Source organism: Micromonospora sp. NPDC007220, assembly GCF_040634035.1.
In the GTDB taxonomy this organism is placed as follows: Bacteria; Actinomycetota; Actinomycetes; order Mycobacteriales; family Micromonosporaceae; genus Micromonospora; species Micromonospora reichwaldensis.
This window is the reverse complement of the sequence record NZ_JBEYEU010000001.1, coordinates 750,635-775,335: the sequence shown is the minus strand read 5'-3', so window position 1 is coordinate 775,335 and position 24,701 is coordinate 750,635. Positions and strand designations below refer to the sequence as shown.

Genomic DNA, 24,701 nt, shown 5'->3' with positions numbered 1-24,701 from the left:
GTTACCAGCCCTTCGCCAGGCTCGTCTGCAACCGGGCGGCGCGGGCGGCCCGGAGCTGGAAGATCGCCTTCACCAGGGCCGGCGCGGCGATGAAGATGACGATCAGCGCCTGGAGCACGGTGACCAGCTCCAGCGAGATCCCCGAGTAGGACTGCATCCGGTTGCCGCCGGCCTGGAGCGCGCCGAAGAGCAGCGCGGCCAGCGCGACGCCCCACGGCTTCACGCGGCCGAGCAGCGCCACCAGGATGCCGTCGAAGCCGATCTGCGCGACCACCAGCGGGGTCAGCGCGCTGGCGGTGGAGCCGAGCACCATGTTGGAGCCGCCGAGGCCGGCCAGGATCCCGGCGAAGACCATGATCAGGACGTACGTCCGGGTGACGCTGATGCCGGCGGTCCGCGCGGCGTCGGGGTTGGCGCCGACGGCGCGCAGCTCGAAGCCGAGCGTGGACCGGTTGAGCAGCCACCAGACCGCCCAGGTCGCCAGCACCGCCAGGATGATGCCGGCGTGCACCCGCAGCCCGTCGCCGAGCAGCCGGGGCAGCTGCGCCGACCCGTCCACCGGGCGGCTGATCGCGTCCGTGCGGTTCGGGTCCTGGACGCCGTTCTGCACGATGATCCAGGTCAGGAAGTACGTGGCGACGTAGTTGAGCATGATCGTGTTGATCACCTCGTGGGCGCCGGTGCGCGCCTTGAGGATGCCCGGGATGAAGCCCCAGATCGCCCCGCCGAGCGCGCCGGCGAGCACCGCGACGAGCAGGTGCAGGCCGGGCGGCAGCGGCAGCAGGAAGCCCGCCAGCGCGGCCAGGATCACGCCCATGGTGGCCTGGCCCTGGGCGCCGATGTTGAACAGGCCGCCCCGGAAGGCCAGCGCCACCGACAGGCCGGTGAAGACCAGCGGCGCGGTGTAGGTGAGCGTCTCCGAGATCGGGCTCATCACCGCCTGGAAGCCGACCGCGTCCGGGTCGAAGACCGCGCCCTTGAACAGGTTGCCGTACGCCTCGCTGACCAGCGTCCAGCTCGCGTTGAGCGCGTCGGCCGGCCGGGCCGTGATGTAGCTGTAGGTGGCGAGCACGTCGGGATCGGACACGATCATCAGGATCGCGCCGACGATCATCGCCAGCACCAGCGACAGCAGGGTCACCGTGAAGGTGTTCGCCGCCCAGAGGTTGTCCAGGAACAGCCGGCCCAGCGAGGGCTTCGCCTCCGGGGCCGGGACCTTCGGGGAGGTGGCCGTACCGGCGCGCTCGGTGTTGCCGAGCGCGGTCTGCGCGGCCTGCGCCTCGGTCGCCGGCTCCTTGTCCGGGGAGCCCGACGGGGGGTTCGGGTTGCCCGGGGAGCCCGACCCGGGGTTCGGGTTCGTCATGCCTCGTCCTTGCTACCAGGGCCCTCGGCGGCGGGGGCCGCCGCACCGCCGTCGGCCGGGGTCGTGCCGGTCGCGGCGGCGGGCGCCGCGTCGGGGGTGATGCCGGCCATCAGCAGGCCGATCTCCTCGCGGGGGGTGTCCGGGCCGACGATGCCGATGATCCGGCCGCGGTACATGACCGCGATCCGGTCGGCCAGGCCGATCACCTCGTCGAGCTCGCTGGAGACCACCATGACGGCGGTGCCGACGTCCCGTTCCCGGATGACCTGGCTGTGGATGAACTCGATCGACCCGACGTCGACGCCGCGGGTCGGCTGGGCGGCGATGAAGAGCTTCAGCGGCCGGGACAGCTCCCGCGCCACGATCACCTTCTGCTGGTTGCCGCCGGAGAGGGTGCCGACGGGGGCGTCGGCCGAGGAGGTGCGCACGTCGAACTGCGCGATCCGCTCCTTCGCCGACTTGGCGATGGCGTCCGGCTTGAGCGCCAGGCCCCTGCCGAAGGGCGGCCGGTCGTAGATGTCGAGCACCAGGTTCTCCGCGACGGAGAACTCCTTGACGACGCCGTCGACGCTGCGGTCCTCCGGCACGTAGCCGACGCCGGCGCGCAGCACCTTCTTGGTCGACCAGCCGTTGACCCGCTGCCCGTCGAGGGTGACCGTGCCGGCGAGCGTCGGGCGCAGCCCCATGATCGCCTCGATCAGCTCGGTCTGGCCGTTGCCCTGCACGCCCGCGATCCCGAGCACCTCGCCCGCGCGTACGGTCAGGTCGATTCCGTCGACCGCCCGGATCTGCCGGTCGTCGTCGACGACCAGGCCGGAGACCTCCAGGACCGGCTTGCCGGGGGTGGCGGTCTCCTTGTCCACGGTGAGCCGGACGCTGCGGCCGACCATCAGCGCGGCCAGCTCGTCGCGGCTCGCCTCGGGGGAGGCGGTGCCGACGGTCTTCCCCCGCCGGATCACGGTGATCCGGTCGGCGATGGCCTTGACCTCGCCAAGCTTGTGGGTGATGAAGACGATCGACTTGCCGGCGGCCTTGAGCGACCGCATCACGGTGAGCAGTTCCTCGGTCTCCTGCGGCGTGAGCACGGCCGTCGGCTCGTCGAGGATGAGCAGGTCGACGTCGCGGGTGAGCGCCTTGACGATCTCCACCCGCTGCTGGATGCCGACCGGCAGGTCCTCGATCACCGCGTCCGGGTCGACCCGCAGGTTGTACCGCTCGGAGACCTCGGCGACCTCGCGCCGGGCCCGCCGCCGGTCCAGGAAGCCGGCGATGCCGCCCCGGACCTGCTCGGCGCCGAGCATGATGTTCTCGGTGACGGTGAAGACGGGCACCAGCATGAAGTGCTGGTGCACCATGCCGATCCCGGCACCGATCGCGTCCGACGGCCCCCGCAGCTTCAGCGGCGCACCGTCGACCAGGATCTCGCCCTCGTCGGGCTGGTAGAGCCCGTAGAGCACGTTCATCAGGGTCGACTTGCCGGCGCCGTTCTCGCCGAGCAGGGCGTGGATCTCTCCAGGCTCCACCGTCAGGTCGATGTGATCGTTGGCGACCAGATCACCGAACCGCTTGGTGATGCCGCGCAGTTCGAGTCTCAGCGCAACCTCCTGGAGTGCGAAGCGATGGTGCAGCGTAGCTGCCGGTGGACCGCTCGCGGCGCGGGGCCGTCGTCGGGTTGGAGCGGATCGGCCGCCCCGGCGCCGTGGGGTGGATTCCCCCACGACGCCGGGGCGGCCGGATCGTCGTGCTGTACCGCCCGCCGGCCTACCGGGGTGATCGTCTCACCACCGGCGGCCGGCAGAGCCTCACTTCGGCTGGGCCGCGGAGGTGACGGCGACGGTGCCGGCGGCGATGTCCGCCTTCAGCTTGTCGATCTCGGCCTTCAGCTCGGCCGGGACCTTGCCGTCGAACTCGTGGTACGGGGCGAGCCCGACGCCGTTGTTGGACAGGTTGCCGAGGTAGCCCGGGGTGGCCGACAGCTTCTCGCCGCCGGCGGCCTTGACGACGGCCTCCTTGACGGCGTCCGGGATGTTCTTCTCGACGGTGGTGATGATCGCCGCGCAGTCCTGGGTGCTCTCGCAGCCGTCGACGTCCACCCAGATGGTGTTGTACTTGCCGCCCGACGCCTTCGCGGCGCCGGTGGTGCCGAGGCCCGCGCCGCCGGCGACCGGCATGACGATGTCGGCGCCCTGGGCGACCAGCGCGTCGCTGACCTTCTTGCCCTCGTCCTGCTTGACGAAGTCGTTGGTGAAGGAGCCCTTCTGGGTGGCCTTGTCCCAGCCGACGACCTTCACGCTCTTGCTCTTGGTCTTGTTGTAGTGCGCGACGCCGTCGGCGTAGCCGTCCATGAAGATGGTGACCGGCGGGATCGGCAGGCCGCCGTAGGTGCCCACCGTGCCGCTCTTGCTCATGCCGGCGGCCAGGTAACCGGCGAGGAAGCCGGCCTGGGCGGTGTCGAACTGCATCGGGTAGACGTTGGTCTCCGGGACCTTCGCGTCGACGATGCCGAACTGCTGGTTCGGGTTCGCCTTGGCGATCTTGGAGGTGGCGTCACCCATCAGGCCGCCGACGGCCAGGATGAAGTCGCACTTCTGGTTGACGTACTGGGTCAGGTTGACCTCGTAGTCCGCCTCGGCCTTCGACGCGACGTACTTGATGTCGATCTTGTCGTTGGCCTTCTTCGCCTCCTCCAGGCCCTTCCAGGCGGAGGTGTTGAACGACTTGTCGTCGATGCCGCCGACGTCGGTCACCATGCAGGCGCTGTACTTCTTGTCGCCACTGCCGGCGTTGTTGTTCTCCTCGGGAGCCTCGCCACACGCGGCGGCACTCAGCACGAGCCCACCCATCGCGAAGACGGAGGCAATCCGCATCCCACGCACAGAGCGCAAGACGTCTCCTTCCCATTGCACACCGCGTCCTGCACGGTGGCAGCCCTTTGAGCCGGCCTGCGCTGCGCCGCCGGCGTCCCACGTTACGGACGGGAGCGTACGCCCGCGCCCACCCACCGGCCGACAATCGTGCACGACTGTTGAGCGCCTGTTACCCCTACGTAACCCTTAGGTGGGGCAGATCACTCTCAGTGCTGGTGGGTGCGCGGCGGGGCGTCGCGAAACGTCCGGTTCTGCGCGTCGTCCCCTGCCGGTGACGTTACCGCCAGAAGACGGCCACCGCCGCGTTGACCAGGGTCAACCCGACGATTGCCAGGAAGTGCCCACGGTTGACCACGTCGCGCTTCCGGGAAAAGAAGACCATGACAAAGATCAGTATGGCGAGCACCAACTTGGTAACAAGTTTCGCGGGGGCCGGCTCGTCGCCGTCACGCAGCGGCGCCGAGAGGCCGATCCCGGTCGCCAGCATGATCACGGACCCCCAGAGCATGGCCGGGTTGATCCGCAGCTTCCCGCTGATGTACTGGACGATCGCGCCGCCGAGCAGCAGGGCGAAACCGATCAAATGGACGTAGCGAAGTATCAGTCTCAGAGCTTCCACGCCCACCATCCTCCCCCATCAACGACGGATTGTAGTAGCGGGGCGGTAGGGGGTCAGGGCAGCCGCCATGCCTGGAAGGTGGGGCCGTCCGCCGGGAGGGTGACCGCGCCGTCGGCGTCGGGGCGCAGGGCGGGGGCGCCGCCGTACAGGTTCTCGGCCGGACCCAGCCCGGTCAGGCGCAGCGGCTCGCCAGCCGCACGGCGGGCCAGCACCAGCACCGTGCCGGTCGGGGCCTCGCGCAGGAAGACCAGGGTGTCCGCGTCGGCGCGCAGCCAGCGCAGGCCGCCGTGGCGCAGCGCGGGCTCCGCGCGACGCAGCGCCACCAGGGCACGGTACGCGGCGAACGTCGCGGCGTCCCAGCTCTCCGGCCGGTGCCACGGCATCGGCGTACGCGAGCCCTCGCCGTTGCTGCCCGTCAGGCCCAGCTCGTCGCCCGCGAAGATCATCGGAGTGCCGGGCATGGTGGCGAGCAGGCCGGCGGCCACCTCCTGCCGCGCGGCGTCGCCGACCACCGTGCGGATCCGGGCGGAGTCGTGCGACCCGAGCAGCTGCCACGAGTGGGTGTACGACCGCCAGGAGACCAGCGAGCGGTAGGCGTCCATGGTGGCGAGCACCGCGTCCGCGTCCCGGCGCACCACCCCGCCCGGCGTGCCGAGGAAGTTCGGTACGGGCTGGTCGCCGTGCCGCAGCCAGGACCAGACCGGGTCGGTGAAGCCGACGTAGTTCATCGTGCCGTGCCAGCCGTTGCGGTCGAGGTCGCCGGTGTGGTCGTGACCGTGCTCGGCCATCAGCAGGGCGTCGGCCCGGGTCCGGGCGACCACCTCGCGCAGCAGCGCCGCCACCTCGTGCGTGTACGCGTCCGCGCCCCGCCGCCCGGTCATGTTCGCCACGTCCACCCGCCAGCCGTCCAGCCCGTACGGGGGGCGCAGCCAGCGGCGCAGCAGCGAGTCGTCGGCGGTGGCGAAGCGCCGGCGCAGCTCGGCGCTGCCCCAGTTCAGCTTCGGCAGCGACTTGACCCCGTTCCAGGACTCGTAGTCACCGGAGACCTCGTCGAAGTAGTACAGCCCCCGCTCGGGCGCGGACACGTCGGAGGCGGCCCTGGTGAACCACTCGTGCGCGTCGCCGGTGTGGTTGCTGGTGATGTCGCCGAGCAGCCGCCAGCCCCGGGCGCGTACGGCGTCGGCGAGGCGGGCCAGGGCGGCGTCCCCGCCGAGCAGCGGGTCGACGGTGTCGAAGCTGGCCGCGTCGTAGCGGTGGTTGGAACGGGCCGGGAAGACCGGGGTCAGGTAGACGGTGTTCACGCCGAGGCGGTCCAGGTGGTCCAGCCGCTCGGCGACGCCGTCCAGGTCGCCGCCGTAGAACTGCCGGGGCGTCTCGGGCCCGCGCCCGATCACCGGGGTGTCCCAGTCGCACGGGATCGCCCAGTCCGGCACCTCGCGGCCCGCGGCGGCGGCGGAGCGGGCGAACCGGTCCGGGAAGATCTGGTAGATCACCGCGTCGCGGGCCCAGGCGGGCGGCGGGGCGTGGGTGACCAGCTTGAAGTCGCCGTTGTCGGGCACGTCGTGGCCCACCACGCCGGCGGCGTTCAGCCAGCGGCTGCCGCGGCTGCCGGTGAGCATGAACCGGTAGTTGCTGACCGGGTTGCGGGCCTCGACGGGCACCCGCCACCAGACGTCGGCGCCGTCGGTGCGGTCGACGACCGCCTCGGTGAACCGGGGCTCGCCGTCGCCGGTGGTGCGCACGTGCACCTGCCGGACGTCGGCGCCGGCCGGCACCCGGACGAAGACGTCGACGACGTCGCCGAGGGCGGGCTCCTGCTCGGGGACGTACAGGGCGGATCCGTCGTGGTGCGGCAACAGGGACATGGTGGCGCCTTTCGCGTCGGTCGGACGGGGAGAGAAATGGGTCTCCCGCCGCGGCCGGTTCCCCGACCGCGGCGGTCGATCCGTGACTGCTCCGGTGTACGTCGGACGCCGACGCCCTTGCCGCAGCGGTGAGCCGAGGAGGCTCAGCCCTTGACCGCCCCGGCCGTGAGGCCGTTGACGATGTAGCGCTGGAGAAGTTGGAACACCAGCACCGTCGGGATGGCGGTGAGCAGGGTGCCCGCCGCGAAGATCCCGAAGTTGTTGTTGCGTTCGCCGGCCACCAGCCCGAACATGCCGACCGCGAGGGTCTTCGAGTTGGTGTTCGTGAGGAACACGTTGGCGATCACGAACTCGTTGATCGAACCGATGAAGGCGAGCAGGCCGGTCACCGCCAGGATCGGCGCCACCAGCGGCAGCATGATCCGGAAGAAGATCTGGGCGTGCGAGGCCCCGTCCATGGTGGCGGACTCGTCCAGCTCCTTCGGCAGCGTGTCGAAGAAGCCCTTCATCAGCCAGGTATTCGCGCCGAGGGCGGCACCCATGTAGAGCAGGAAGAGACCCCACGGGGTGTTGAAGCCGATCACCGGCCACAGTTCGGTGACCTTCGTGAAGATCAGGAAGATCGCCACGATCGCCAGGAACTGCGGGAACATCTGGATCAGCAGCAGGGAGAGCAGCCCGACGCGGCGGCCGGCGAAGCGCATCCGGGAGAAGGCGTACGCCGCCAGCGCCGACAGGAAGATCGACGCGAAGCTGGCCACCCCCGCCAGGAGCAGCGAGTTGAGGAACCAGCGACCGAAGGCGGTCCGCTCGAAGAGGTTGGTGAAGTTCTCCAGCGAGGCACCGGTCGGCACCAGCTCCGTGGAGGAGAGCGTGCCGAGCGGGTTGAGCGCCGCCGAGACGACGAACAGGATCGGGAAGAGGCTGAACGCCACCGCCAGGATGCCGACCAGGTGCCGCCATCCCACCTGGGCGAACCAGCGGTTCCGCCGTCCGGTCGCGTTGCGGTTGGCGATGGGCGCTTCGGTGCGGGTGCTCACGAGTACACCTCCTCCTGCTTGCGGGTCCGGGAGAAGCTGATCGCCGACACCGTCGCCACGATCGCGAAGATGAAGATCGAGACAGCGGCGGCCAGTCCGTACTCGGCGCCCTGGGCGCCGAAGGCCAGCCGGTAGGTGTAGGTGATCAGCAGGTCGGTGGCGCCGGCCGTCGGGTTGTCCGCCGGGAACGGTCCGCCCTCGGTGACGAATTGGATCGCGTTGAAGTTGTTGAAGTTGTACGCGAAGGACGCGATCAGCAGCGGCGAGATCGCCACCAGCAGCAGCGGCATGGTCACCGCGCGGAACGACTGGAACGGCGACGCCCCGTCGACCGAGGTGGCCTCGGTCAGCTCACGTGGGATGGCCTGCAACGCGCCGGTCGTCACCAGGAACATGTACGGGTAGCCGAGCCAGAGTTGCACCAGCAGCACCGCGAGCCGGGCCGACCAGGTCTCGCCGAACCAGTCCACCCCCAGCCCGAACAGGTTGTTGATCAGGCCGAAGTCGGTGTTGAACATGTCCCGCCAGACCAGCAGCATCGCGAAGGACGGCATGGCGTAGGGCAGGATCAGCAGCACCCGGTAGAAGTTCGTGCCCCGCATCCGGGGCGAGTGCAGCGCCAGCGCGATGCCCATGCCGAGCAGGAACGTGAAGCCGGTGGAACCGAGCGCGAAGGCGAAGTTCCAGATCAGCGTGCTGAAGAACGGGCCGGAGATGGCCGGGTCGGTGAGCACGTCGGCGAAGTTGCGCAGCCCGACGTTGACCTGCCAGCCCTGGGCCAGCGTCTCGCCGTCCGCGGCGACGAAGGAGCCGACCTTCCCGTCGGCGGTCCAGGTCTTACCGGTCTCGCTGTCGCGGATGCAGTCGCAGCCCGCGTCGTACGCCCGGACCGCCTTGCCCTCGTAGGCGCGCGACAGGCCGGACGAGCGCAGCGCGCCCCCGGAGGTCGGCACCACCATGTCGGTGATGTCCTTGCTCCGCGTGCTGGCCTCGCCGAAGTTGAGGATCTGGTAGCCGTCGGCGGCGGTGACCTTGCCGCCCGGCGCGACGGTGACGCTGCCGGCGTCGAGCGGGCGCAGGCCCTCGGTGTCGCCGACGGAGACGGTGTTCGTCTGCGGGTCGGTGACCAGGAAGACCAGCGCGCCGGTGGCCGGGTCGCCCTTCGTGGCGACGGTCAGCGGGTACTGGACCGAGCCGGGGACCTGCGTCACCGAGCCGCTCTGGATGGCGACGATGGCGTCGTCCTTGCTGCCCCGGTGGCCGTCGCCGAAGTTCGTGAAGGCGGTGCTCGCGGTGTAGAGCACCGGGATGATCTGGAACGCCACCAGGAAGAGCGTGCCCGGGATCAGGTACTTGACGGGGATGTGCCGGGGCGTCAGGTAGAGGTAGAAGAGGCCGGCGGTGGTCGCCAGCAGGACCGCCAACCCGACCCAGAGTTCGGCCTCGATGAGCGGGAACGCCGCCCAGACCGCGATCCCGGCCACGAGGCCGAGCAGGACCACCTTGACGAGCAGGCCCGTCAGGGTGATCGGCGCGTGGTTCCGCGCGGTACGGGACGTGCGCGGGGACCCGGACCGTACGGGCCCCCGGCCCGGGGGCTGCGTGGCAGTCCCCGGGCCGGACGACGACGTGCTCATTACTTGATCTGGCCGGCGATCGTCTTACCGGCGGCGGTGATCGTCTTGGCCGGGTCGGCGCCGCCGATGATGGCGGCCTCCGCCTTGCCGAACGGGTCCCAGATCGCGGCCATGGCCGGGATCGCCGGGAGCACCTGGCCGTTCTTGCCGGCCTCCTGGAACTTGGCCAGGTCCGGGTCGCTGCCCTTGACCTGGTCGAGCGCGGCGGTCAGCGCCGGGGGACGCGGCTCGGCGTTGTAGAGCGCCATGGCGAGGTCCGGGGTGGTCACGTGGTTCGCGACGAACTCCTGCGCCAGGGCCTTGTTCTGCCCCTTGGCCGCGACGTAGAAGGACTGGACGCCCACGAACGGCTGGGCCTCCTTGCCGCCGGCGAAGCCGGGGACCGGGGAGATGTCGTACTTGATGTTGGCCTTCTTGGCGTCGGCGATGGCCCACGGGCCGGAGACCAGGAAGGCGCACTTCTTGCCGGTGAAGGTGGCGATGGAGTTCTCGCCGGTGATGGAGCGCTTCAGCGCACCCTCGCCCTTCTCACCCAGCTTGGCGATCTTCTGGAACGCCGCGATCGACTCCGGCTTGCCCACGCCCAGGTCCTTCGGGTCGTAGTCGCCGTTGGCGGCGGTGCCGAAGAGGTAGCCGCCGGCCGAGGTGTAGAGCGGGTAGATGTGGTACGCGTCGCCGTTCTGGCCGGACTGGAGGCAGAGGATCTCGCTGGCCTTCTTCTCGGCCTTGAGCTTCTTGCCGGCGGCGACCAGGTCCTCGATGGTCTTCGGCGCCTCGGGAGCCAGCTCGGTGTTGCGGATCAGCGCCAGGTTCTCCATGGCGTACGGCACGCCGTAGAGCTGGCCGTTGAACGTGACGGCCTTGACGGCGGTCTCGTTGAAGGCGCTCTTCTGCTCGGCGGCGAGCTGGACCGGGTCGATGGCGCCGTTCTGCACCAGGTTGCCGATCCAGTCGTGCGCGCCGACCACGACGTCCGGGCCGCTGCCCTGCTGGGAGGCGGTGACGAAGTTGGTCTGGAGGTCCTTGGAGACGGCCTGGACCTCGACCGTGACGCCGTTCTCCTTGCCGAACTTCTCGCCGAACGGCTTGAGGGCGGCGGCGCGCTTGTCGTCGGCCCAGATCACCAGCTTGCCGCCGGTGGCGGCCTTGCTGGATTCCTTCGCGGCCGGCTCGTCGTTGCTGTCGCCACCACAGCCGGAGGCGGCGAGCGCCAGGCCGAGGACGGCGACCACACCCGCGGTACGGATGCGCATCGGTACTCCTGTCGTCATGGCGGCACGCCGGGGGAGAGGCGATCCCGCCAGTGGAAGCTCTGTAAGTTTCTTGCCAACCGGCGCTCGGCGTGCTGCGCCGCTGCTCTCGCGTGTTGCGGGGACGTTAGCAAGAGGTTGCAGAGAATGGAAGGGCTTGCAGAAGTGTACGCAAGAACTTGCCTTTGAGCTAAAGTGCGCCCATGCGCGCTCGACTGTCCGACATCGCCCTACAGGCCGAAGTCAGCGAGGCCACGGTGTCGCGGGTGCTCAACGACCGCCCGGGAGTGGCCCCCGAGACCCGGCAAGCCGTACTCACCGCCCTCGATGTGCTCGGTTACGAGCGCCCGGCCCGGCTACGCAAGCGCAGCGCCGGTCTCGTGGGTCTGGTGGTCCCCGAACTCGACAACCCGATCTTCCCCGCCTTCGCCCAGGTGATCGAGTCGACCCTGGCGCAGAGCGGCTTCACCCCCGTGCTCTGCACCCAGACGGCCGGCGGGGTCACCGAGGACGAGTACGTCGAGATGCTGCTGGACCGGCAGGTCTCCGGAATAGTCTTCGTCTCCGGCCTGCACGCCGACACCGCCGCCAACCACGACCGCTACCGGGCCCTGATCGCCCGCCCGCTGCCCGTCGTGATGATCAACGGGTACGCGCCCGGCATCCCCGCGCCCTTCGTCTCCTGCGACGACGGCGAGGCCACCGAGCTGGCCGTGGCCCACCTGGTGGCGCTCGGGCACCGCCGCATCGGCCTGATCACCGGCCCGGACCGGTTCGTGCCGGTGCAGCGCCGGGTGGCCGGCTTCCGGGCCGCGATGAGCCGGCTGGTCGGCCTCGACGAGGCCGGCCTCGACGAGCTGGCCGAGCTCTCCCTGTTCGGTGTGGAGGGTGGCGAGGCCGCCGCCGCCCGGCTGCTGGAGCGCGGCGTCACCGGCATCGTCTGTGGCTCCGACCTGATGGCGCTCGGCGCGATCCGGGCCGCCCGGCAGCGCGGCATGTCGGTCCCCGGCGAACTGTCGGTGGTCGGCTACGACGACTCCCCGCTGATGGCCTTCACCGACCCGCCGCTGACCACGATGCGGCAGCCGGTGGCCGCGATGGCCGTCGCCGCCGTCCGGGCCCTGGTCGACGAGATCAACGGGCACGCCGCCCCGCACTCGGAGTACGTGTTCCGCCCGGAACTGGTGGTGCGTGGCTCCACCGCGGTCGCCCCCACCGCCGCCGCGCGGCCGGCCCCGGGCGGCGCGACCCGGCAGCGCCCGGCCCCGCCCGCGCTCGCCGTCCCGGCCTGACCGCCCCGGCTCCCGCCTGACCGCCCTCTCCGACCCGGCCGCACGCCCGGAAGGGCTCACCGGGCGTGAGCCGACGGAGTCTTGGCGTGATCATTGCCATTTCTTGCGCAAGGAATGCTTGACTCTTGCAGTCGCGGGCGGCATTCTGCTCAGACACCGCACCCGCACCCGCGCCACGCCGGGTGCCGCCGTCCCGCGCCACAGAACGGGGAACGCCACCGATGACCGTCAGCAACCCCACGCCGCTGACCTCCGACGACGACTGGTGGCGCTCCGCGGTCGTCTACCAGGTGTACGTACGCAGCTTCGCCGACTCCAACGGCGACGGCGTCGGCGACCTCCAGGGCATCCGTGAGCGCCTGCCGTACCTGCGCGATCTCGGGGTGGACGCGCTCTGGCTGACCCCCTTCTACACCTCCCCGATGATCGACGGCGGGTACGACGTCGCCGACTACCGCGACGTCGACCCGATGTTCGGCACCCTCACCGACTTCGACAACATGATCACCGACGCGCACGCCCTCGGCCTGCGGATCATCGTCGACCTGGTGCCCAACCACACCTCCAGCGCGCACCCGTGGTTCCAGGCGGCGCTGGCCGCCGGCCCGGGCTCCGCCGAGCGCGAGCGCTACCTCTTCGCCGAGGGCAAGGGCGAGAACGGCGAGCTGCCCCCGAACGACTGGGAGAGCATCTTCGGCGGCCACGCCTGGACGCGCATCGACGACGGCCAGTGGTACCTGCACCTGTTCGACCCGGCCCAGCCGGACCTGAACTGGCGCCACCCCGAGGTGCGCGCCGAGTTCGAGGGCGTCCTGCGCTTCTGGCTCGACCGGGGCGTGGACGGCTTCCGGATCGACGTGGCGCACGGCATGATCAAGGCCGAGGGGCTGCCGGACGTCGGGTTCAGCTCGATGACCACCGGCCAGCGCCAGGCGGAACTGCTCGGCAAGGGCCGGCTCCCCTACTTCGACCAGGACGAGGTGCACGACATCTACCGCGCCTGGCGGCCGATCCTGGACAGCTACCCGGGCGGCCGGATGGCGGTCGCCGAGGCGTGGGCCGAGACCCCGCAGCGCCTTGCCCGCTACATCGGCCCGGACGAACTGCACCAGGCGTTCAGCTTCGACTTCCTCGACGCGACCTGGTCGGCCGACTCGTTCCGCAAGGTCATCGACACCGCGCTCGCCGAGTCGACGATCGTCGGCGCGCCCACCACCTGGGTGCTGTCCAACCACGACAAGCAGCGGCACGTCACCCGCTACGGCGACGGCGCCGAGGGGCTCCGCCGGGCGCGGGCCGCCACCCTGCTGATGCTCGCCCTGCCCGGCTGCGCCTACATCTACCAGGGCGAGGAACTGGGCCTGCCGGAGGTGCTCGACCTGCCGGACGAGCTGCGCCAGGACCCGGCGTTCCTGCGCACCGGCCAGAGCCGGGACGGTTGCCGCGTGCCGATCCCGTGGAGCGGCGAGCTGGCCCCGTACGGCTTCGGGCCGCAGGGCAGCGAGCTGAGCTGGCTGCCGGCCCCCGCGACCTGGCGTGGCCTCTCGGTCGCCGCCCAGGCCGGCGTGCCCGGCTCGACGCTGGAGCTCTACCGCACCGCGCTGCGGATCCGCCGGGAACACCCGGCGCTGGCCGCCGACGCGGGCGGAGTCACCTGGTTGGAGGCCGGGCCGGGCGTGCTCGCCTTCAGCCGCGCCGCCGGCGACACCGTGCTGACCTGCGTGGTCAACATCAGCGGTGCGCCGGCCCTGATCGACGGGTACGGCGTGCCGATCGCCGCCAGCGAGCCGCTCACCGGGCAGGGCTCCGGCCATCTGCTCGGAGTCGACGCGGCGGCCTGGTTCGAACGGCGCTGAGCGGGTAACCCGTCATCGACCTGGTCGTCCGTTGTGCCCCGCGCCGACGGGCGACTGGGCTACCGACCCCTTGTGGTGGGGGGTGAGGTGGCGCCGGCGCCACCGGAGTCCGCTCCGGCGGCGCCGGCGTCCATCGGAGCGCGTGTCGCCCCCGGCCCCTGCGGGTACGACGGACCCATGGTGGTTCGCGTCGCGCAGTACACCCTCGACGTCGTCGATCTCGACCTGATGGCCGCCTTCTGGGCGGCGGCGCTCGGCTACGCCGTCGATGCCGGCGGCGACGGCAGCGCGAAGCTCCATCCCCCGGACGACCGGGTCGGGGCTCCCACCGTCTGGTTGCAGGGCTCCGGCACGCCCAAGCACGGAAAGAACCGGCTGCACCTGGACGTGGTCGCCGACGGCGATCCGGCGGACGAGGTGAGCCGGTTGATCGGGCTCGGCGCCCGGCCCGCGGACGTGGGGCAGCGCGGCGACGAGGGGTTCACGGTGCTGGCCGACCCCGAGGGCAACGAGTTCTGCGTGCTGCACAGCTCGCCCCACCGCCGCTGACCCGCGCCGCCCGGGCGGCCCGGCCCCGCCCGGGCCGGCTCAGGCGCCGTTGGTGAGTTTGGCGGCGATGCGCCCGAAGCCAGCCCGCAGCTCGGCCTCGGTGGGTGGGGCCAGCGGCTCCGCCAGGTCGGCCTCCTCGGCCGCCGCCTCCAGTTCCTCGTCGATGGTGTCCTCGAAGTCGCCGTAGAGGTCGGCCTGGTCGAGCTGCGCCGCCTCGTCCTCGGCGGCGACCTGCGCCGCGGCGATCTCGCCCCGGATCTCCTCGGCCGAGACCGCGGGCAGCAGCGGCTCGACCACCGCCATCAGCTGCTCCTCGGCGACGATCGCCTCGGCCAGCGCGAGGGCGTGCGGCCGCTCGTAGGGGCCGCAGACCACCGGCTCCCACTCGTCGGCATCGCCGAGCGGGCCGAAGGTGATGATCCACGGCAGGCCGAGCATCGGCGAGTCGTCCGGCAGGTCCAGTGTCACGAGTGCGCCCACGCGCCCATCATGGTCCGTCGCGCCCCCGGGCCGGGAGGCATTCGCCCCTAATTCACCGCCGTCGTGGCTGTCGGGACTCCGCCGTGCGTCAGCCCGGCCGGGCCGCGTCCAACGCCGCGCGGACCAGGGCCAGCGCCGCCGCGGGCGGCACGCCCAACCGGGCGGCCTCGGCGGCGTAGTCGGCCGCGACCCGCTGCAACCGGTCCGTCGCGTCGTCGCGCCCGGGCGCGACGAAGGTGCCGTGCCGGCCGCGGGTCTCCAGCAGACCGGCCGCCTCCAGCTCCCGGTAGGCCCGCGCCACGGTGTTGACCGCCAGCCCGAGGTCGGCCGCGAACGCCCGGACGGTGGGCAGCCGGGTGCCCACCGCCAGCCGGCCCGTCCCGATCAGCTCCGCGAGCTGCCCGCGCACCTGCTCGTACGGCGGCACCGCCGAGGCCTGGTCGACCGAGATCCGCACGCCCGCTCCCCCGCTCATCCGGCCCCGCCCGGGGTGCCGGGATCCGTCTCCGCGTCCGTCTCGGCCGGCGCCGGGCTCGCCGCCAGGTCCACCACCCGACCGCGCGGGCTGGTCGCGGCCAGCGCCGCGCCGAAGAGCACCAACTGGTTGAGCAGGTAGAGGTAGAGCAGCAGGCCCACGGCGCCCGCCACGACCGTGTACGCCGGGTTCCGCTCGGTGCGTACCACGTAGAAGCGCCCGACGGTGTTCAGCAGCGTGATGCCGACCGCGACCAGCAGCACCACGGGGCGTAGCCGGGACCGGGTCATCCGCAGCCTCGGCACCGCCACCAGCAGCAGGGTGGCCAGCACCGCGTTGACCAGCACGCTGAGCACCGCGCTGACCGTGGTCAGGCCCGCCGAGCCGGTGCTGCGCAGCAGGAAGCGCAGCAGCGACTCCAGGGTGTCCACCGCCGCCACCGAGACGCCGAGCAGCACGAAGATGACCACCAGCACGCCGAGGTCGACCAGGCGGCGGACCACCAGGTTGCCCGGTTGCTGGTTGAGCCCGTACATGAGCCGCTGGGAGGAGCGGATCGCCTCGACCCAGCCGATCCCGGTGAACGCCAGGATGATCAGGCCGACCACCCCGACCGTGCCGCTGCTGTCGGCGATCTGCACGGGGTCGAGGAACGGCAGGTTCTCCCGGAGGAAGTCGGCGGCGGCGTCGCTGACCTCGTCGTTGTCCTCCAGGATGGCCCCGAAGATCGAGTACCCGACCAGCGCCAGCGCGAAGACCGCGAAGAAGCCGTAGTAGGCGATCGCGGCGGCCAGCCGCCCGCCCAGCACGTCGGTGTAGAGCACGCCGGCCCGCCACAGGTGGTCCGCGACGCCCCACCGGCGGCGCACCGCGCTGATCCTGCTGTCGATGCCCGCCTCGATGCGGCTCAGCACGTTCACGCCGTCATCCTCGCCGATCCTTCGCCCCCGCGCGGGCAACCGGACGCCGCCCCGCGCCGGGCGGCGGTCGTCCGACGCGGGCCGGCGCCGGGAAGGTGGACGCCGTGGCGCTCGTGGCGCACCCGGGCCGACCGCTCAACCGCCCAGCCGGAAGTCCCGGCGCGGCTGCCACCGGGTCTGCCCGCTGTGCGAGAAGAGGGTGAACGCCTCGACCTCGAACATGGCCGAGAAGTCGGCCAGGTCCTCGTACGCCCTGTCCAGCGCCTCCGGCGCGACGTCCTGTGCGACCGTGACGTGCGGGTGGTACGGGAAGCGCGTCTCGCGGTGCAGCTCCGGGGCGGCCCTGATCGCGGCGGCGAGCAGCTCGCACTCGCTGATCCCGGCGGCCACCGCCACGAAGACGACCTGGGTCACCGGCCGGAACGTGCCGGTGCCCCGCAGGTGCAGGGTGAACGGCAGGTGGGCGGCGGCGACCGCCCCGAGGTGCCGTTCCACCGCCGGCAGCGTCGCCACCGGGATCTCGGTCGGCCCGAGCAGGGTCACGTGCGCGGGCACGACCCGAGGGTCGCCGGCCTCGACCCGCCGCCGGGTGAGCATGCCGCCCCACGGCTCCGGGATGTCGACCGCGATGCCGATCTCGATGGTGTCACCGGCGTCCGGCGTCCCGTCCCTGCGATCCACGCTGTGCGTCATCCCTCCGGCCACCGGCCCGTCCGCCCTCACCCGTCGCGCCGGGGCGCTACTCGCCGCGCACCGGCGGGAAGAAGCCCACCCGCTCGTACACGGTGCGCAGCGTCTCGCCGGCGGTCGCGCGGGCCTTCTCCGCGCCGGCGGCGAGCAGCTTGTCCAGCTGCGCCGGGTCGTCGAGGTAGGTCCGGGTGCGTTCCTGGATCGGGCCGACGAACTCCCGCACCACCTCGCCGAGGTCCTTCTTCAGGTCGCCGTAGCCCTTGCCGGCGTACGCGGCGACCAGGTCGTCGACGCTGCGCCCGCTCAGCGCCGAGTAGATGGTCAGCAGGTTGGAGATGCCGGGCTTGGTCTCGGTGTCGAAGACGATCTCCCGCCCCGTGTCCGTGACCGCGGAACGGATCTTCTTGGCCGAGCGGGCCGGGTCCTCCAGCAGGTTGACGATGCCGGCCGGCGACGAGGACGACTTCGACATCTTGGCCGTCGGGTCCTGGAGGTCGGTGATCTTCGCGGTGTCCTTGACGATGTGCGGCGCGGGCACCGTCAGGGTCGGCCCGAACAGCGAGTTGAACCGCTGGGCCAGGTCGCGGGAGAGCTCCAGGTGCTGGCGCTGGTCCTCGCCCACCGGCACGGCGTTGGCCTGGTAGAGCAGGATGTCGGCGGCCTGCAGGACCGGGTAGGTGAACAGGCCCACGCTCGCCCGCTCGCCGCCCTGCTTCTGCGACTTGTCCTTGAACTGCGTCATCCGGCTCGCCTCGCCGAACCCGGTGATGCAGCCCAGCACCCAGGCGAGCTGCGAGTGCTCGGGCACCTGCGACTGCACGAAGAGCGTGCTGCGCTCCGCGTCGAGGCCGACGGCGAAGAGCTGGGCGGCCGCCATCCGGGAACGCTGCATGAGCGTCTTCGGGTCGTGCCCCGCGGTGATCGCGTGCAGGTCGACCACGCAGTAGTAGGCGTCGTGGGTGTCCTGCAACGCCACCCAGTGCCGCACGGCGCCCAGGTAGTTGCCGAGGTGGAACGAGTCGGCCGTCGGCTGGATGCCGGAGAAGACGCGGGGGCGGGCGGGTACGTCGGACATGGCGGCAATTCTGTCAGCAAGACCCGGTGCGCGTCATGACGGCCCGGCGGGTCGGCTCCGCCCCGTCGGTGTCGGGGCGCCGGCCTCGCGCCGTGGCTCCGGCAGGCGCCCGGCGGTGACCGTGAGCCGGGCCACCCGTCGTCCCTCCAGCGTGAGCACCCGCAGCAGCCATCCGCCGGACGGGTCGTCGGGTGCCGCGCCGCCGTCGCCGGCCGGGCCGGCGGTCACCGGCACCTCGTCGCCGGCGACCGGGAGCCGGCCCAGCGCGGCCATCACGAATCCACCGACCGTCTCGTACGGGCCGGGTGGCAGGCTCACCCCGGTGCGCTCGGCGAAGTCGGCGAGGTTGAGCCGGCCGTCCACCACGGCGGGCAGGCCCGCGTGCACCGGCTCGGGGGCGGTGTCGTACTCGTCGTGGATCTCCCCGATCAGCTCCTCGATCAGGTCCTCCAGGGTGACGATGCCGGCGGTGCCGCCGTACTCGTCGACCACCACGGCGAGGTGGTGGCGTTCCCGGCGCATCTCGCTGAGCGCGGCGAGCACCCGTTTGCTGCCGGGCAGCCGCTTCACCTCCCGGGTCAGCTCGCCGACGGTGGTGCGGGGGTCGAGGTCGGGGCGGAGCAGCACGTCGCGCAGGTGCACGAAGCCGACCACGTCGTCGTGGGTGCCGTCGACCACGGGGTAGCGGGTGTGCGTCTCGGCCCGGACCAGCCGCTCCGCCTCGGCGATGGTGTGCCGGGCGGAGAGGAAGACGACCTCGGTGCGCGGCATCATCACCTCGCGGACCAGGCTCGCGCCCGCGGCCAGCACCTCGTCGATGATCCGGCGCTCGACCGGGTCGAGCAGGGTGTTGGCGGCCACCAGGTCGCGCAGCTCCGCCTCGCTGATCCGCTCCCGGCCGGCCGCCGGGCTGGCGCCGAGCAGGGCCGTCACCGCCCGGGTGGCGGCGTCGGCGGCGCGCACCACCATCCGGGCGACGGCCCGGGGCAGCGGCCCCGGCTCGCGGCGGGGCCGGCCCCGGGCGCGTCGCCGCGGCCCGGGAGCACCCGCTTCCCGCATGACTGTGATGGTAGACAGCACGGCGCCGACAGGCTGTCCGTGTTCGGCTCTGTTCGAAGTTGGGGAATCATGGTGGAATGGCAAGGTCGCCGACGGAGGGCGGCCACCGGGCGACCGGCCGTAGGGTGATCACGACACGGGCCGCTACCGGGCGGCCAGGCTAGGAGGAGACCGACGTGAAACTGCTCGTCACCGGCGGCGCCGGCTTCATCGGCAGCGTGGTGACCCGGATGCTGCTCGACGCCGGCCACGAGGTGGTGGTGCTCGACAACCTGCGCACCGGTCACCGGGAGGCGCTCGCCGCCGACGCGACGTACGTCGACGCGTCCGTCCACGACGCCGCGCGGGTGCTCACCCCGGGCGCGGGCTTCGACGGGGTGCTGCACTTCGCCGCGCTGATCGCCGCCGGCGAGTCGATGACCAGGCCCGAGCTCTACTGGCACGCCAACACGGTCGGCTCGATCGCCCTGATCGACGCCGTCCGGGCCGCCGGCGTACCCCGCCTGGTCTTCTCCTCCACCGCCGCCGTCTACGGCAACCCCACTGAGCTGCCGATCCCGGAGACCGCGGTCAAGGCCCCCACCAACACGTACGGCGCCACCAAGCTCGCCGTCGACATGGCCCTCACCTCCGAGGCGATCGGGCACGGCCTGGCCGCCGTCTCGCTGCGCTACTTCAACGTGGCCGGCGCCTACCTCGACGGCGACGTCGCGCTCGGCGAGCGGCACGACCCCGAGACCCACCTGATCCCGATCGCGCTGGAGGTGGCCGCCGGCCGGCGGGAGAAGCTCCAGCTCTTCGGCGACGACTACCCGACCGTCGACGGCACCTGCGTGCGCGACTACATCCACGTCGCCGACCTGGCCCGCGCCCACCTGCTGGCGCTCGGCGCCGCCACCGCCGGCCAGCACCGGATCTACAACCTGGGCAACGGCAACGGCTTCACCAACCGGCAGGTGGTCGACGTGGTCCGCGAGGTCACCGGCCACCCCGTGCCGGTCGAGGTGGCGCCGCGCCGCGAGGGCGACCCCGCCGAGCTGGTCGCGTCGTCCGCGCTGGCCCGCGAGGAGCTGGGCTGGGTGCCGCAGAAGCCGACCCTGCCCGACATCGTCGCCGACGCCTGGGCCTTCTACCGCACGCACGTCGCGGGGCCGCGGTGACCGACGACGTCGCGGCCCGCGCCACCGCCGGCTTCCGCTCGGCGTACGGCGAGCCGCCCGCCGGCCGCTGGGCGGCTCCCGGACGGGCGAACCTCATCGGTGAGCACACCGACTACAACGACGGCTTCGTGCTCCCCTTCGCCCTGCCGCTGCGCACGGTGGTGGCAGCCGCCCCGCAGCCCGGCGACACCTGGACGGTCTGCTCCGAGCTCACCGGCGAGACGATCACCTTCGGCGCCGACGAGCTGGCCGGGCCCGACCGGGTCGACGGCTGGGGCGCGTACGTGGCGGGGGTCGTCTGGGCGCTGCGGGAGGCGGGGCACGCGCCACCCGGCGCGCGCCTGGCCATCGCCTCCGACGTGCCGCTGGGCGCCGGGCTGTCCTCCTCGGCCGCGCTGGAGGCCGCCGTGCTGGCCGCCCTGGTGGACCTGGGCAGGCTGGACCTGCCCGCCGAGCGACGGCCCCGGCTGGCCCAGCGGGCGGAGAACGACTACGTGGGCGCGCCGACCGGGATCATGGACCAGTCGGCGGTGATCCGGTGCCGCGCCGGGCACGCGCTCTTCCTCGACTGCCGGGACGAGTCCGTCGAGCAGGTCCCCTTCGACCTGGACGCCGCCGGCCTCGCCGTGCTGGTCGTCGACAGCCGGGCCCCGCACCGGCACGCCGACGGCGAGTACGCCGCCCGCCGCGGCTCCTGCGAGCGGGCCGCCGGGCTGCTCGGCGTCGCGGCGCTGCGGGACGTCCCGGCCGACGGACTGGCCGACGCCCTGGCCCGGCTCGACGAGGACGAGACCCGCCGCCGGGTACGGCACGTCGTCACCGAGAACCAGCGGGTGCTCGACACGGTCGCGCTGCTGCGCGCCGGGCGGGTACGCGAGATCGGCCCGCTGCTGACCGCCTCGCACGCCTCGATGCGCGACGACTTCGAGATCACCGTCCCGGAGATCGACACGGCCGTCGAGGCGGCCCTGGGCGCCGGGGCGCTCGGTGCCCGGATGACCGGCGGCGGCTTCGGCGGCTGCGTCCTCGCCCTCGTCGACGCGGAACGGGCCGACGCGGTCGCCGCCGCCGTCACGGCCGCGTACGCCGAGCGGGGCTTCGCCGCGCCCGGCCACGTCACCGTCCTGCCCGGCCCGGGCGCGACCCGGCTGGACTGAGCACCGACGCGGCGCCCCGCCGGCCGCCCGGCGGGCAGCGGCGGCTGCGCGCCCGGGGCCCTGCGCCGGGCGCGGTCAGCCCGGCAGGCGACGGGCGGGTGTCGGCACCCGCCCGTCGGCGGGACTCACTGCGCCTCGACGATCATCCCCGCGCCGACGGTGCGGTTGGTGGCCTCGTCGATGATCACGAAACCGCCGGTGGTGCGGTTGCGGCGGTACTCGTCCGCGAGCAGCGGCACGGTGGTCCGCAACCGCACCCGGCCGATCTCGTTGAGCCCGAGCCCGTCGGCGGACTCGTCGCGGTGCAACGAGTTGACGTCCAGCCGGTAGTGCAGCCCCCGCACGATCGCCCGCGCGGAGCGGGTGGTGTGCTTGATCGCGTACCTGCCGCCGACCTGGAGCGGACGGGTCTCGTCCATCCAGCACACCATCGCCTCGATGTCCTGGGACACCGCCGGCGCGTTGTTGGGACGGCAGATCATGTCTCCCCTGGAGATGTCGATCTCGTCTTCCAGGCGTACGGTCACCGACATCGGCGGGAACGCCTCCGCGACCGGCCCGTCGGCGGTCTCCACGGCGGCGATCCGGCTGGTGAACCCGGACGGCAGCACCATCACCTCGTCGCCCGGCTTGAGCACGCCGGAGGCGACCTGGCCGGCGTAGCCCCGGTAGTCGGTGACGGTGGTGGACTGCGGGCGGATCACGTACTGCACGGGGAACCGGACGTCGACCAGGTTGCGGTCGCTCGCGATGTGCACCCGCTCCAGGTGGTGCAGCAGCGACGGGCCCTCGTACCAGGGCATGTTCTCCGACCGGGCGACGATGTTGTCGCCGCGCAGCGCCGAGATCGGCACCACCGTCAGGTCGGGCACGTCGAGCTTCGCGGCGAACGCGGTGAACTCGTCCGCGATCCGCTCGAAGACCTCCTGCGAGAAGTCGACCAGGTCCATCTTGTTGACGCAGAGGACCAGGTGCGGCACGCGCAGCAGCGAGCAGAGGAACGCGTGCCGGCGGGACTGCTCGACCAGGCCCTTGCGGGCGTCCACCAGGATCAGCGCCAGGTCGGCCGTCGACGCCCCGGTGACCATGTTGCGCGTGTACTGGATGTGCCCCGGGGTGTCCGCGATGATGAACTTCCGCCGGGGGGTGGCGAAGTAGCGGTACGCCACGTCGATGGTGATGCCCTGCTCGCGCTCGGCCCGCAGGCCGTCGGTGAGCAGCGCCAGGTTCGTGTACTCGTCGCCCCGGGCCGCGCTGACCGCCTCGACGGCGGCGAGCTGGTCGGTGAAGAGCGACTTCGTGTCGTAGAGCAGCCGGCCGATCAGCGTCGACTTGCCGTCGTCGACGCTGCCGGCGGTGGCGAAGCGCAGCAGGTCCATCGGCCTGCCGGGCGTCTCGGTGGCCGCGGGCGCGACGGTCTCGGTGGTCATCAGAAGTAGCCCTCCCGCTTGCGGTCCTCCATGGCGGCCTCGCTGACCCGGTCGTCGCCCCGGGTGGCGCCGCGCTCGGTGATCCGGGTGGCGGCGACCTCCTCGATGACCTTCTCGACCGTGTCGGCGTCGGAACGGACCGCCGCCGTGCAGGACGCGTCGCCCACCGTCCGGTAGCGCACCCGCGCCTTGAACCGGTCCTCGCCCGCCCGGGGGCGGAAGAACTCGTTGACCGCGTAGAGCATCCCGTCGCGCTCGACCACCTCGCGCTCGTGGGCGTAGTAGATCGACGGCAGGGCGATGCGCTCGCGCGCGATGTAGTGCCAGACGTCCAGCTCGGTCCAGTTGGACAGCGGGAAGACCCGGATCGACTCGCCCGGGTGGTGGCGGCCGTTGTAGAGCGACCACAGCTCCGGGCGCTGGTTCTTCGGGTCCCACTGGCCGAACTCGTCGCGGAAGCTGAACACCCGCTCCTTGGCGCGGGCCTTCTCCTCGTCGCGGCGGGCGCCGCCGAAGAGCGCGTCGAACCGGTGCTTCTCCACCGCGTCCAGCAGCACCGGCGTCTGGATCCGGTTGCGCATCCCGTCGCCCGACTCCCGCACCAGCCCGCTGGTCAGCGCCTCCGGCACGCTCGCCACCACCAGTTGCAGCCCCAGCTCGGCGACCCGCTGGTCCCGGTATTCCAGGACCTCGGGGAAGTTGTGCCCGGTGTCCACGTGCATGACCGGGAACGGGATGTTGGCCGGGGCGAACGCCTTCTGGGCCAGCCGGAGCATCACGATCGAGTCCTTGCCGCCCGAGAAGAGCAGCACGGGCCGCTCCATTTCGGCGACCACCTCGCGCATCACGAAGATGCTCTCGGCCTCCAGCGCGTCGAGGTGCGACACCTGGTAGGCGGCGGGGGCGGTCATGACACGGGCTCGCTTCGCTCGAATCCGCTCATCGATATTCCAGACCTTTCCGGTCGGGCATGCCAAGAAGTGCCGCTCAGGCTACCCGGAATGACGCTGCAACGCTGCAAGCAACCGACTGGCGAGATCCTCGCGGCAGACCAGCAGGTCCGGCAGGCGCGGATCCGCCTCGTTGTATCTCAGCGCAGAACCGTCGATCCGGGAAGCGTGCAGCCCGGTGGCCGTCGCCACAGCGACCGGCGCGGCCGAGTCCCACTCGTACTGGCCGCCCGCGTGGATGTAGGCGTCCACCTCACCGGTGACCACCGCGGCGATCTTCGCCCCGGCCGAGCCCATCGGCACCAGGTGCGCCCCGACGTCCTCCGCCAGGTCGGTCAGGAACACCGGTGGCCGGCTCCGGCTCGCCGCCAGGCGGATCGTCCGCCCGCCGGGCGCCGCGGCCGCCTCCGGGGTCAGCTGCGGGTACGCCGGCGGATAGTCGGTGCCCAGCACCCGTTGCTGCGCCGGCAGCCCGACCGCGCCCGCCACCAGCCCGTGCGGCGTCGGCGCGTCACGCGCCCAGAGCGCCACGTGCACCGCCCAGTCCGAACGGCCCTCCTCGGCGAACTCCCGGGTGCCGTCCAGCGGATCGATGATCCACACCCGGTCCGCCGCCAGCCGGGAGACCGCCTCGGCGTTCACCTCCGCCGCCCAGGCCAGCCGCGAACCCTCGTCCTCCTCGGAGAGGACCGCGTCACCCGGCCGCCACTTCGCCAGCTCGGTGCGGATCAGGTCGTGCGAGACCTTGTCGCCCGCCGACTTCAACGCCCCCGCGTCGGCGAAACCCATCTCGGACCGCAGGCCGAGCAGCGCCTGACCGGCCCGGGCCGCCAGCCACCGGGCGAAAGCGCCGTCGATCATCGGAGGACTGCCCATGACTCCTGCTCCCGTCGCCTCGCCGTGCTCCGCACCCGGCACGCCGCCGCCGACGAGCCGCCCCGACGGTCGCGTCGCGCCGAAAGGCGAA

Annotated in this window: 22 protein-coding genes; 5 read left to right on the top strand and 17 right to left on the bottom strand. The window is 72.1% G+C overall.

Going from position 1 to position 24,701, the window contains the following annotated elements; translation table 11 throughout:
- Position 1 precedes the first annotated feature (1 nt).
- From ABZ573_RS03805 to ABZ573_RS03770, 8 genes are all read right to left on the bottom strand, one after another.
- A complete protein-coding gene (locus tag ABZ573_RS03805; protein WP_327030450.1) occupies positions 2-1,363 on the bottom strand; it encodes an ABC transporter permease in 1,362 nt (453 codons plus the stop codon).
- Entirely contained in the window at positions 1,360-2,898 is a 1,539-nt protein-coding gene (locus tag ABZ573_RS03800; protein ID WP_358116125.1) for an ABC transporter ATP-binding protein, read from the bottom strand. Before ABZ573_RS03800 ends, ABZ573_RS03805 begins: the two co-directional genes overlap by 4 nt.
- 267 nt (positions 2,899-3,165) lie before the next feature.
- Complete coding sequence (locus tag ABZ573_RS03795; RefSeq protein ID WP_358116122.1) at positions 3,166-4,230, bottom strand: BMP family ABC transporter substrate-binding protein; 1,065 nt, start codon at positions 4,228-4,230, stop codon at positions 3,166-3,168.
- Between the two features lie 277 nt (positions 4,231-4,507).
- On the bottom strand, positions 4,508-4,849 hold the full coding sequence (locus ABZ573_RS03790) for a hypothetical protein (RefSeq protein WP_132231464.1): 342 nt from the start codon (positions 4,847-4,849) through the stop codon (positions 4,508-4,510).
- A gap of 53 nt (positions 4,850-4,902) precedes the next feature.
- Positions 4,903-6,714 (bottom strand): glycoside hydrolase family 13 protein, encoded by a 1,812-nt coding sequence (locus ABZ573_RS03785; RefSeq protein ID WP_358115369.1) that lies wholly within the window; start codon positions 6,712-6,714, stop codon positions 4,903-4,905.
- A 143-nt stretch (positions 6,715-6,857) separates the two neighbouring features.
- Positions 6,858-7,754: a sugar ABC transporter permease gene (locus ABZ573_RS03780; RefSeq protein ID WP_358115366.1), complete on the bottom strand. Its 897-nt coding sequence runs from the start codon at positions 7,752-7,754 to the stop codon at positions 6,858-6,860.
- The gene (locus ABZ573_RS03775) at positions 7,751-9,391 is read right to left on the bottom strand and encodes an ABC transporter permease subunit (protein WP_151454463.1); all 1,641 of its coding nucleotides are present in this window, start codon (positions 9,389-9,391) and stop codon (positions 7,751-7,753) included. The genes ABZ573_RS03780 and ABZ573_RS03775 overlap by 4 nt, the downstream gene beginning before the upstream one ends.
- On the bottom strand, positions 9,391-10,644 hold the full coding sequence (locus ABZ573_RS03770; protein ID WP_327030448.1) for a maltose ABC transporter substrate-binding protein: 1,254 nt from the start codon (positions 10,642-10,644) through the stop codon (positions 9,391-9,393). Before ABZ573_RS03770 ends, ABZ573_RS03775 begins: the two co-directional genes overlap by 1 nt.
- 200 nt (positions 10,645-10,844) lie before the next feature.
- Between ABZ573_RS03770 and ABZ573_RS03765 the strand changes: the two genes are divergently transcribed.
- From ABZ573_RS03765 to ABZ573_RS03755, 3 genes are all read left to right on the top strand, one after another.
- The gene (locus ABZ573_RS03765) at positions 10,845-11,933 is read left to right on the top strand and encodes a LacI family DNA-binding transcriptional regulator (protein WP_358115363.1); all 1,089 of its coding nucleotides are present in this window, start codon (positions 10,845-10,847) and stop codon (positions 11,931-11,933) included.
- Positions 11,934-12,154: 221 nt separating this feature from the next.
- Positions 12,155-13,789, top strand: coding sequence for a glycoside hydrolase family 13 protein (locus tag ABZ573_RS03760; protein ID WP_358115360.1), 1,635 nt, complete (start codon positions 12,155-12,157; stop codon positions 13,787-13,789).
- Positions 13,790-13,966: 177 nt separating this feature from the next.
- Positions 13,967-14,338 carry a VOC family protein gene (locus tag ABZ573_RS03755; RefSeq protein ID WP_358115357.1) on the top strand — a complete coding sequence of 124 codons (372 nt, stop codon included), beginning with the start codon at positions 13,967-13,969 and terminating at the stop codon, positions 14,336-14,338.
- 39 nt (positions 14,339-14,377) lie between these two features.
- Here ABZ573_RS03755 and ABZ573_RS03750 read toward each other — a convergent pair whose 3' ends face one another.
- The 6 genes from ABZ573_RS03750 to ABZ573_RS03725 all read right to left on the bottom strand — a co-directional run bounded on the left by ABZ573_RS03750 (position 14,378) and on the right by ABZ573_RS03725 (position 19,037).
- Positions 14,378-14,818: a hypothetical protein gene (locus ABZ573_RS03750; protein WP_151453448.1), complete on the bottom strand. Its 441-nt coding sequence runs from the start codon at positions 14,816-14,818 to the stop codon at positions 14,378-14,380.
- Between the two features lie 88 nt (positions 14,819-14,906).
- Entirely contained in the window at positions 14,907-15,293 is a 387-nt protein-coding gene (locus ABZ573_RS03745) for a GntR family transcriptional regulator (protein ID WP_311413716.1), read from the bottom strand.
- Positions 15,290-16,213, bottom strand: a complete 924-nt coding sequence (locus ABZ573_RS03740; protein WP_151453450.1) for a YihY/virulence factor BrkB family protein — start codon at positions 16,211-16,213, stop codon at positions 15,290-15,292. The genes ABZ573_RS03745 and ABZ573_RS03740 overlap by 4 nt, the downstream gene beginning before the upstream one ends.
- 135 nt (positions 16,214-16,348) lie before the next feature.
- Positions 16,349-16,906, bottom strand: coding sequence for a 2'-5' RNA ligase family protein (locus tag ABZ573_RS03735; protein ID WP_151453451.1), 558 nt, complete (start codon positions 16,904-16,906; stop codon positions 16,349-16,351).
- Between the two features lie 46 nt (positions 16,907-16,952).
- Positions 16,953-17,978, bottom strand: a complete 1,026-nt coding sequence (gene trpS / locus ABZ573_RS03730) for a tryptophan--tRNA ligase (RefSeq protein ID WP_151453452.1) — start codon at positions 17,976-17,978, stop codon at positions 16,953-16,955.
- Positions 17,979-18,011: 33 nt separating this feature from the next.
- Entirely contained in the window at positions 18,012-19,037 is a 1,026-nt protein-coding gene (locus ABZ573_RS03725) for a hemolysin family protein (protein WP_358115351.1), read from the bottom strand.
- Between the two features lie 176 nt (positions 19,038-19,213).
- Between ABZ573_RS03725 and galE the strand changes: the two genes are divergently transcribed.
- Together galE and galK are read left to right on the top strand one after the other, a co-directional pair.
- The gene (gene galE / locus ABZ573_RS03720) at positions 19,214-20,197 is read left to right on the top strand and encodes a UDP-glucose 4-epimerase GalE (RefSeq protein WP_151453454.1); all 984 of its coding nucleotides are present in this window, start codon (positions 19,214-19,216) and stop codon (positions 20,195-20,197) included.
- Positions 20,194-21,354, top strand: coding sequence for a galactokinase (gene galK / locus ABZ573_RS03715; RefSeq protein ID WP_358115348.1), 1,161 nt, complete (start codon positions 20,194-20,196; stop codon positions 21,352-21,354). The genes galE and galK overlap by 4 nt, the downstream gene beginning before the upstream one ends.
- A 125-nt stretch (positions 21,355-21,479) precedes the next feature.
- Here galK and ABZ573_RS03710 read toward each other — a convergent pair whose 3' ends face one another.
- The 3 genes from ABZ573_RS03710 to ABZ573_RS03700 all read right to left on the bottom strand — a co-directional run bounded on the left by ABZ573_RS03710 (position 21,480) and on the right by ABZ573_RS03700 (position 24,610).
- Complete coding sequence (locus tag ABZ573_RS03710; protein ID WP_151453456.1) at positions 21,480-22,784, bottom strand: GTP-binding protein; 1,305 nt, start codon at positions 22,782-22,784, stop codon at positions 21,480-21,482.
- Positions 22,784-23,695, bottom strand: a complete 912-nt coding sequence (cysD, locus tag ABZ573_RS03705; protein ID WP_151453457.1) for a sulfate adenylyltransferase subunit CysD — start codon at positions 23,693-23,695, stop codon at positions 22,784-22,786. Before cysD ends, ABZ573_RS03710 begins: the two co-directional genes overlap by 1 nt.
- Positions 23,696-23,776: 81 nt before the next feature.
- Positions 23,777-24,610, bottom strand: a complete 834-nt coding sequence (locus ABZ573_RS03700; protein ID WP_151453458.1) for an inositol monophosphatase family protein — start codon at positions 24,608-24,610, stop codon at positions 23,777-23,779.
- Positions 24,611-24,701 lie beyond the last annotated feature (91 nt).

What these genes read in the sequence shown, in the direction of transcription:
- ABZ573_RS03805 (WP_327030450.1), bottom strand. Translation starts at nt 1,363, where the DNA reads ATGACGAACCCGAACCCCGGGTCGGGCTCCCCGGGCAACCCGAACCCC.
- ABZ573_RS03795 (WP_358116122.1), bottom strand. Translation starts at nt 4,230, where the DNA reads ATGCGGATTGCCTCCGTCTTCGCGATGGGTGGGCTCGTGCTGAGTGCC.
- ABZ573_RS03785 (WP_358115369.1), bottom strand. Translation starts at nt 6,714, where the DNA reads ATGTCCCTGTTGCCGCACCACGACGGATCCGCCCTGTACGTCCCCGAG.
- ABZ573_RS03775 (WP_151454463.1), bottom strand. Translation starts at nt 9,391, where the DNA reads ATGAGCACGTCGTCGTCCGGCCCGGGGACTGCCACGCAGCCCCCGGGC.
- ABZ573_RS03770 (WP_327030448.1), bottom strand. Translation starts at nt 10,644, where the DNA reads ATGCGCATCCGTACCGCGGGTGTGGTCGCCGTCCTCGGCCTGGCGCTC.
- ABZ573_RS03765 (WP_358115363.1), top strand. Translation starts at nt 10,845, where the DNA reads ATGCGCGCTCGACTGTCCGACATCGCCCTACAGGCCGAAGTCAGCGAG.
- ABZ573_RS03760 (WP_358115360.1), top strand. Translation starts at nt 12,155, where the DNA reads ATGACCGTCAGCAACCCCACGCCGCTGACCTCCGACGACGACTGGTGG.
- ABZ573_RS03755 (WP_358115357.1), top strand. Translation starts at nt 13,967, where the DNA reads ATGGTGGTTCGCGTCGCGCAGTACACCCTCGACGTCGTCGATCTCGAC.
- ABZ573_RS03745 (WP_311413716.1), bottom strand. Translation starts at nt 15,293, where the DNA reads ATGAGCGGGGGAGCGGGCGTGCGGATCTCGGTCGACCAGGCCTCGGCG.
- ABZ573_RS03735 (WP_151453451.1), bottom strand. Translation starts at nt 16,906, where the DNA reads ATGACGCACAGCGTGGATCGCAGGGACGGGACGCCGGACGCCGGTGAC.
- trpS (WP_151453452.1), bottom strand. Translation starts at nt 17,978, where the DNA reads ATGTCCGACGTACCCGCCCGCCCCCGCGTCTTCTCCGGCATCCAGCCG.
- ABZ573_RS03725 (WP_358115351.1), bottom strand. Translation starts at nt 19,037, where the DNA reads ATGCGGGAAGCGGGTGCTCCCGGGCCGCGGCGACGCGCCCGGGGCCGG.
- ABZ573_RS03710 (WP_151453456.1), bottom strand. Translation starts at nt 22,784, where the DNA reads ATGACCACCGAGACCGTCGCGCCCGCGGCCACCGAGACGCCCGGCAGG.
- cysD (WP_151453457.1), bottom strand. Translation starts at nt 23,695, where the DNA reads ATGACCGCCCCCGCCGCCTACCAGGTGTCGCACCTCGACGCGCTGGAG.
- ABZ573_RS03700 (WP_151453458.1), bottom strand. Translation starts at nt 24,610, where the DNA reads ATGGGCAGTCCTCCGATGATCGACGGCGCTTTCGCCCGGTGGCTGGCG.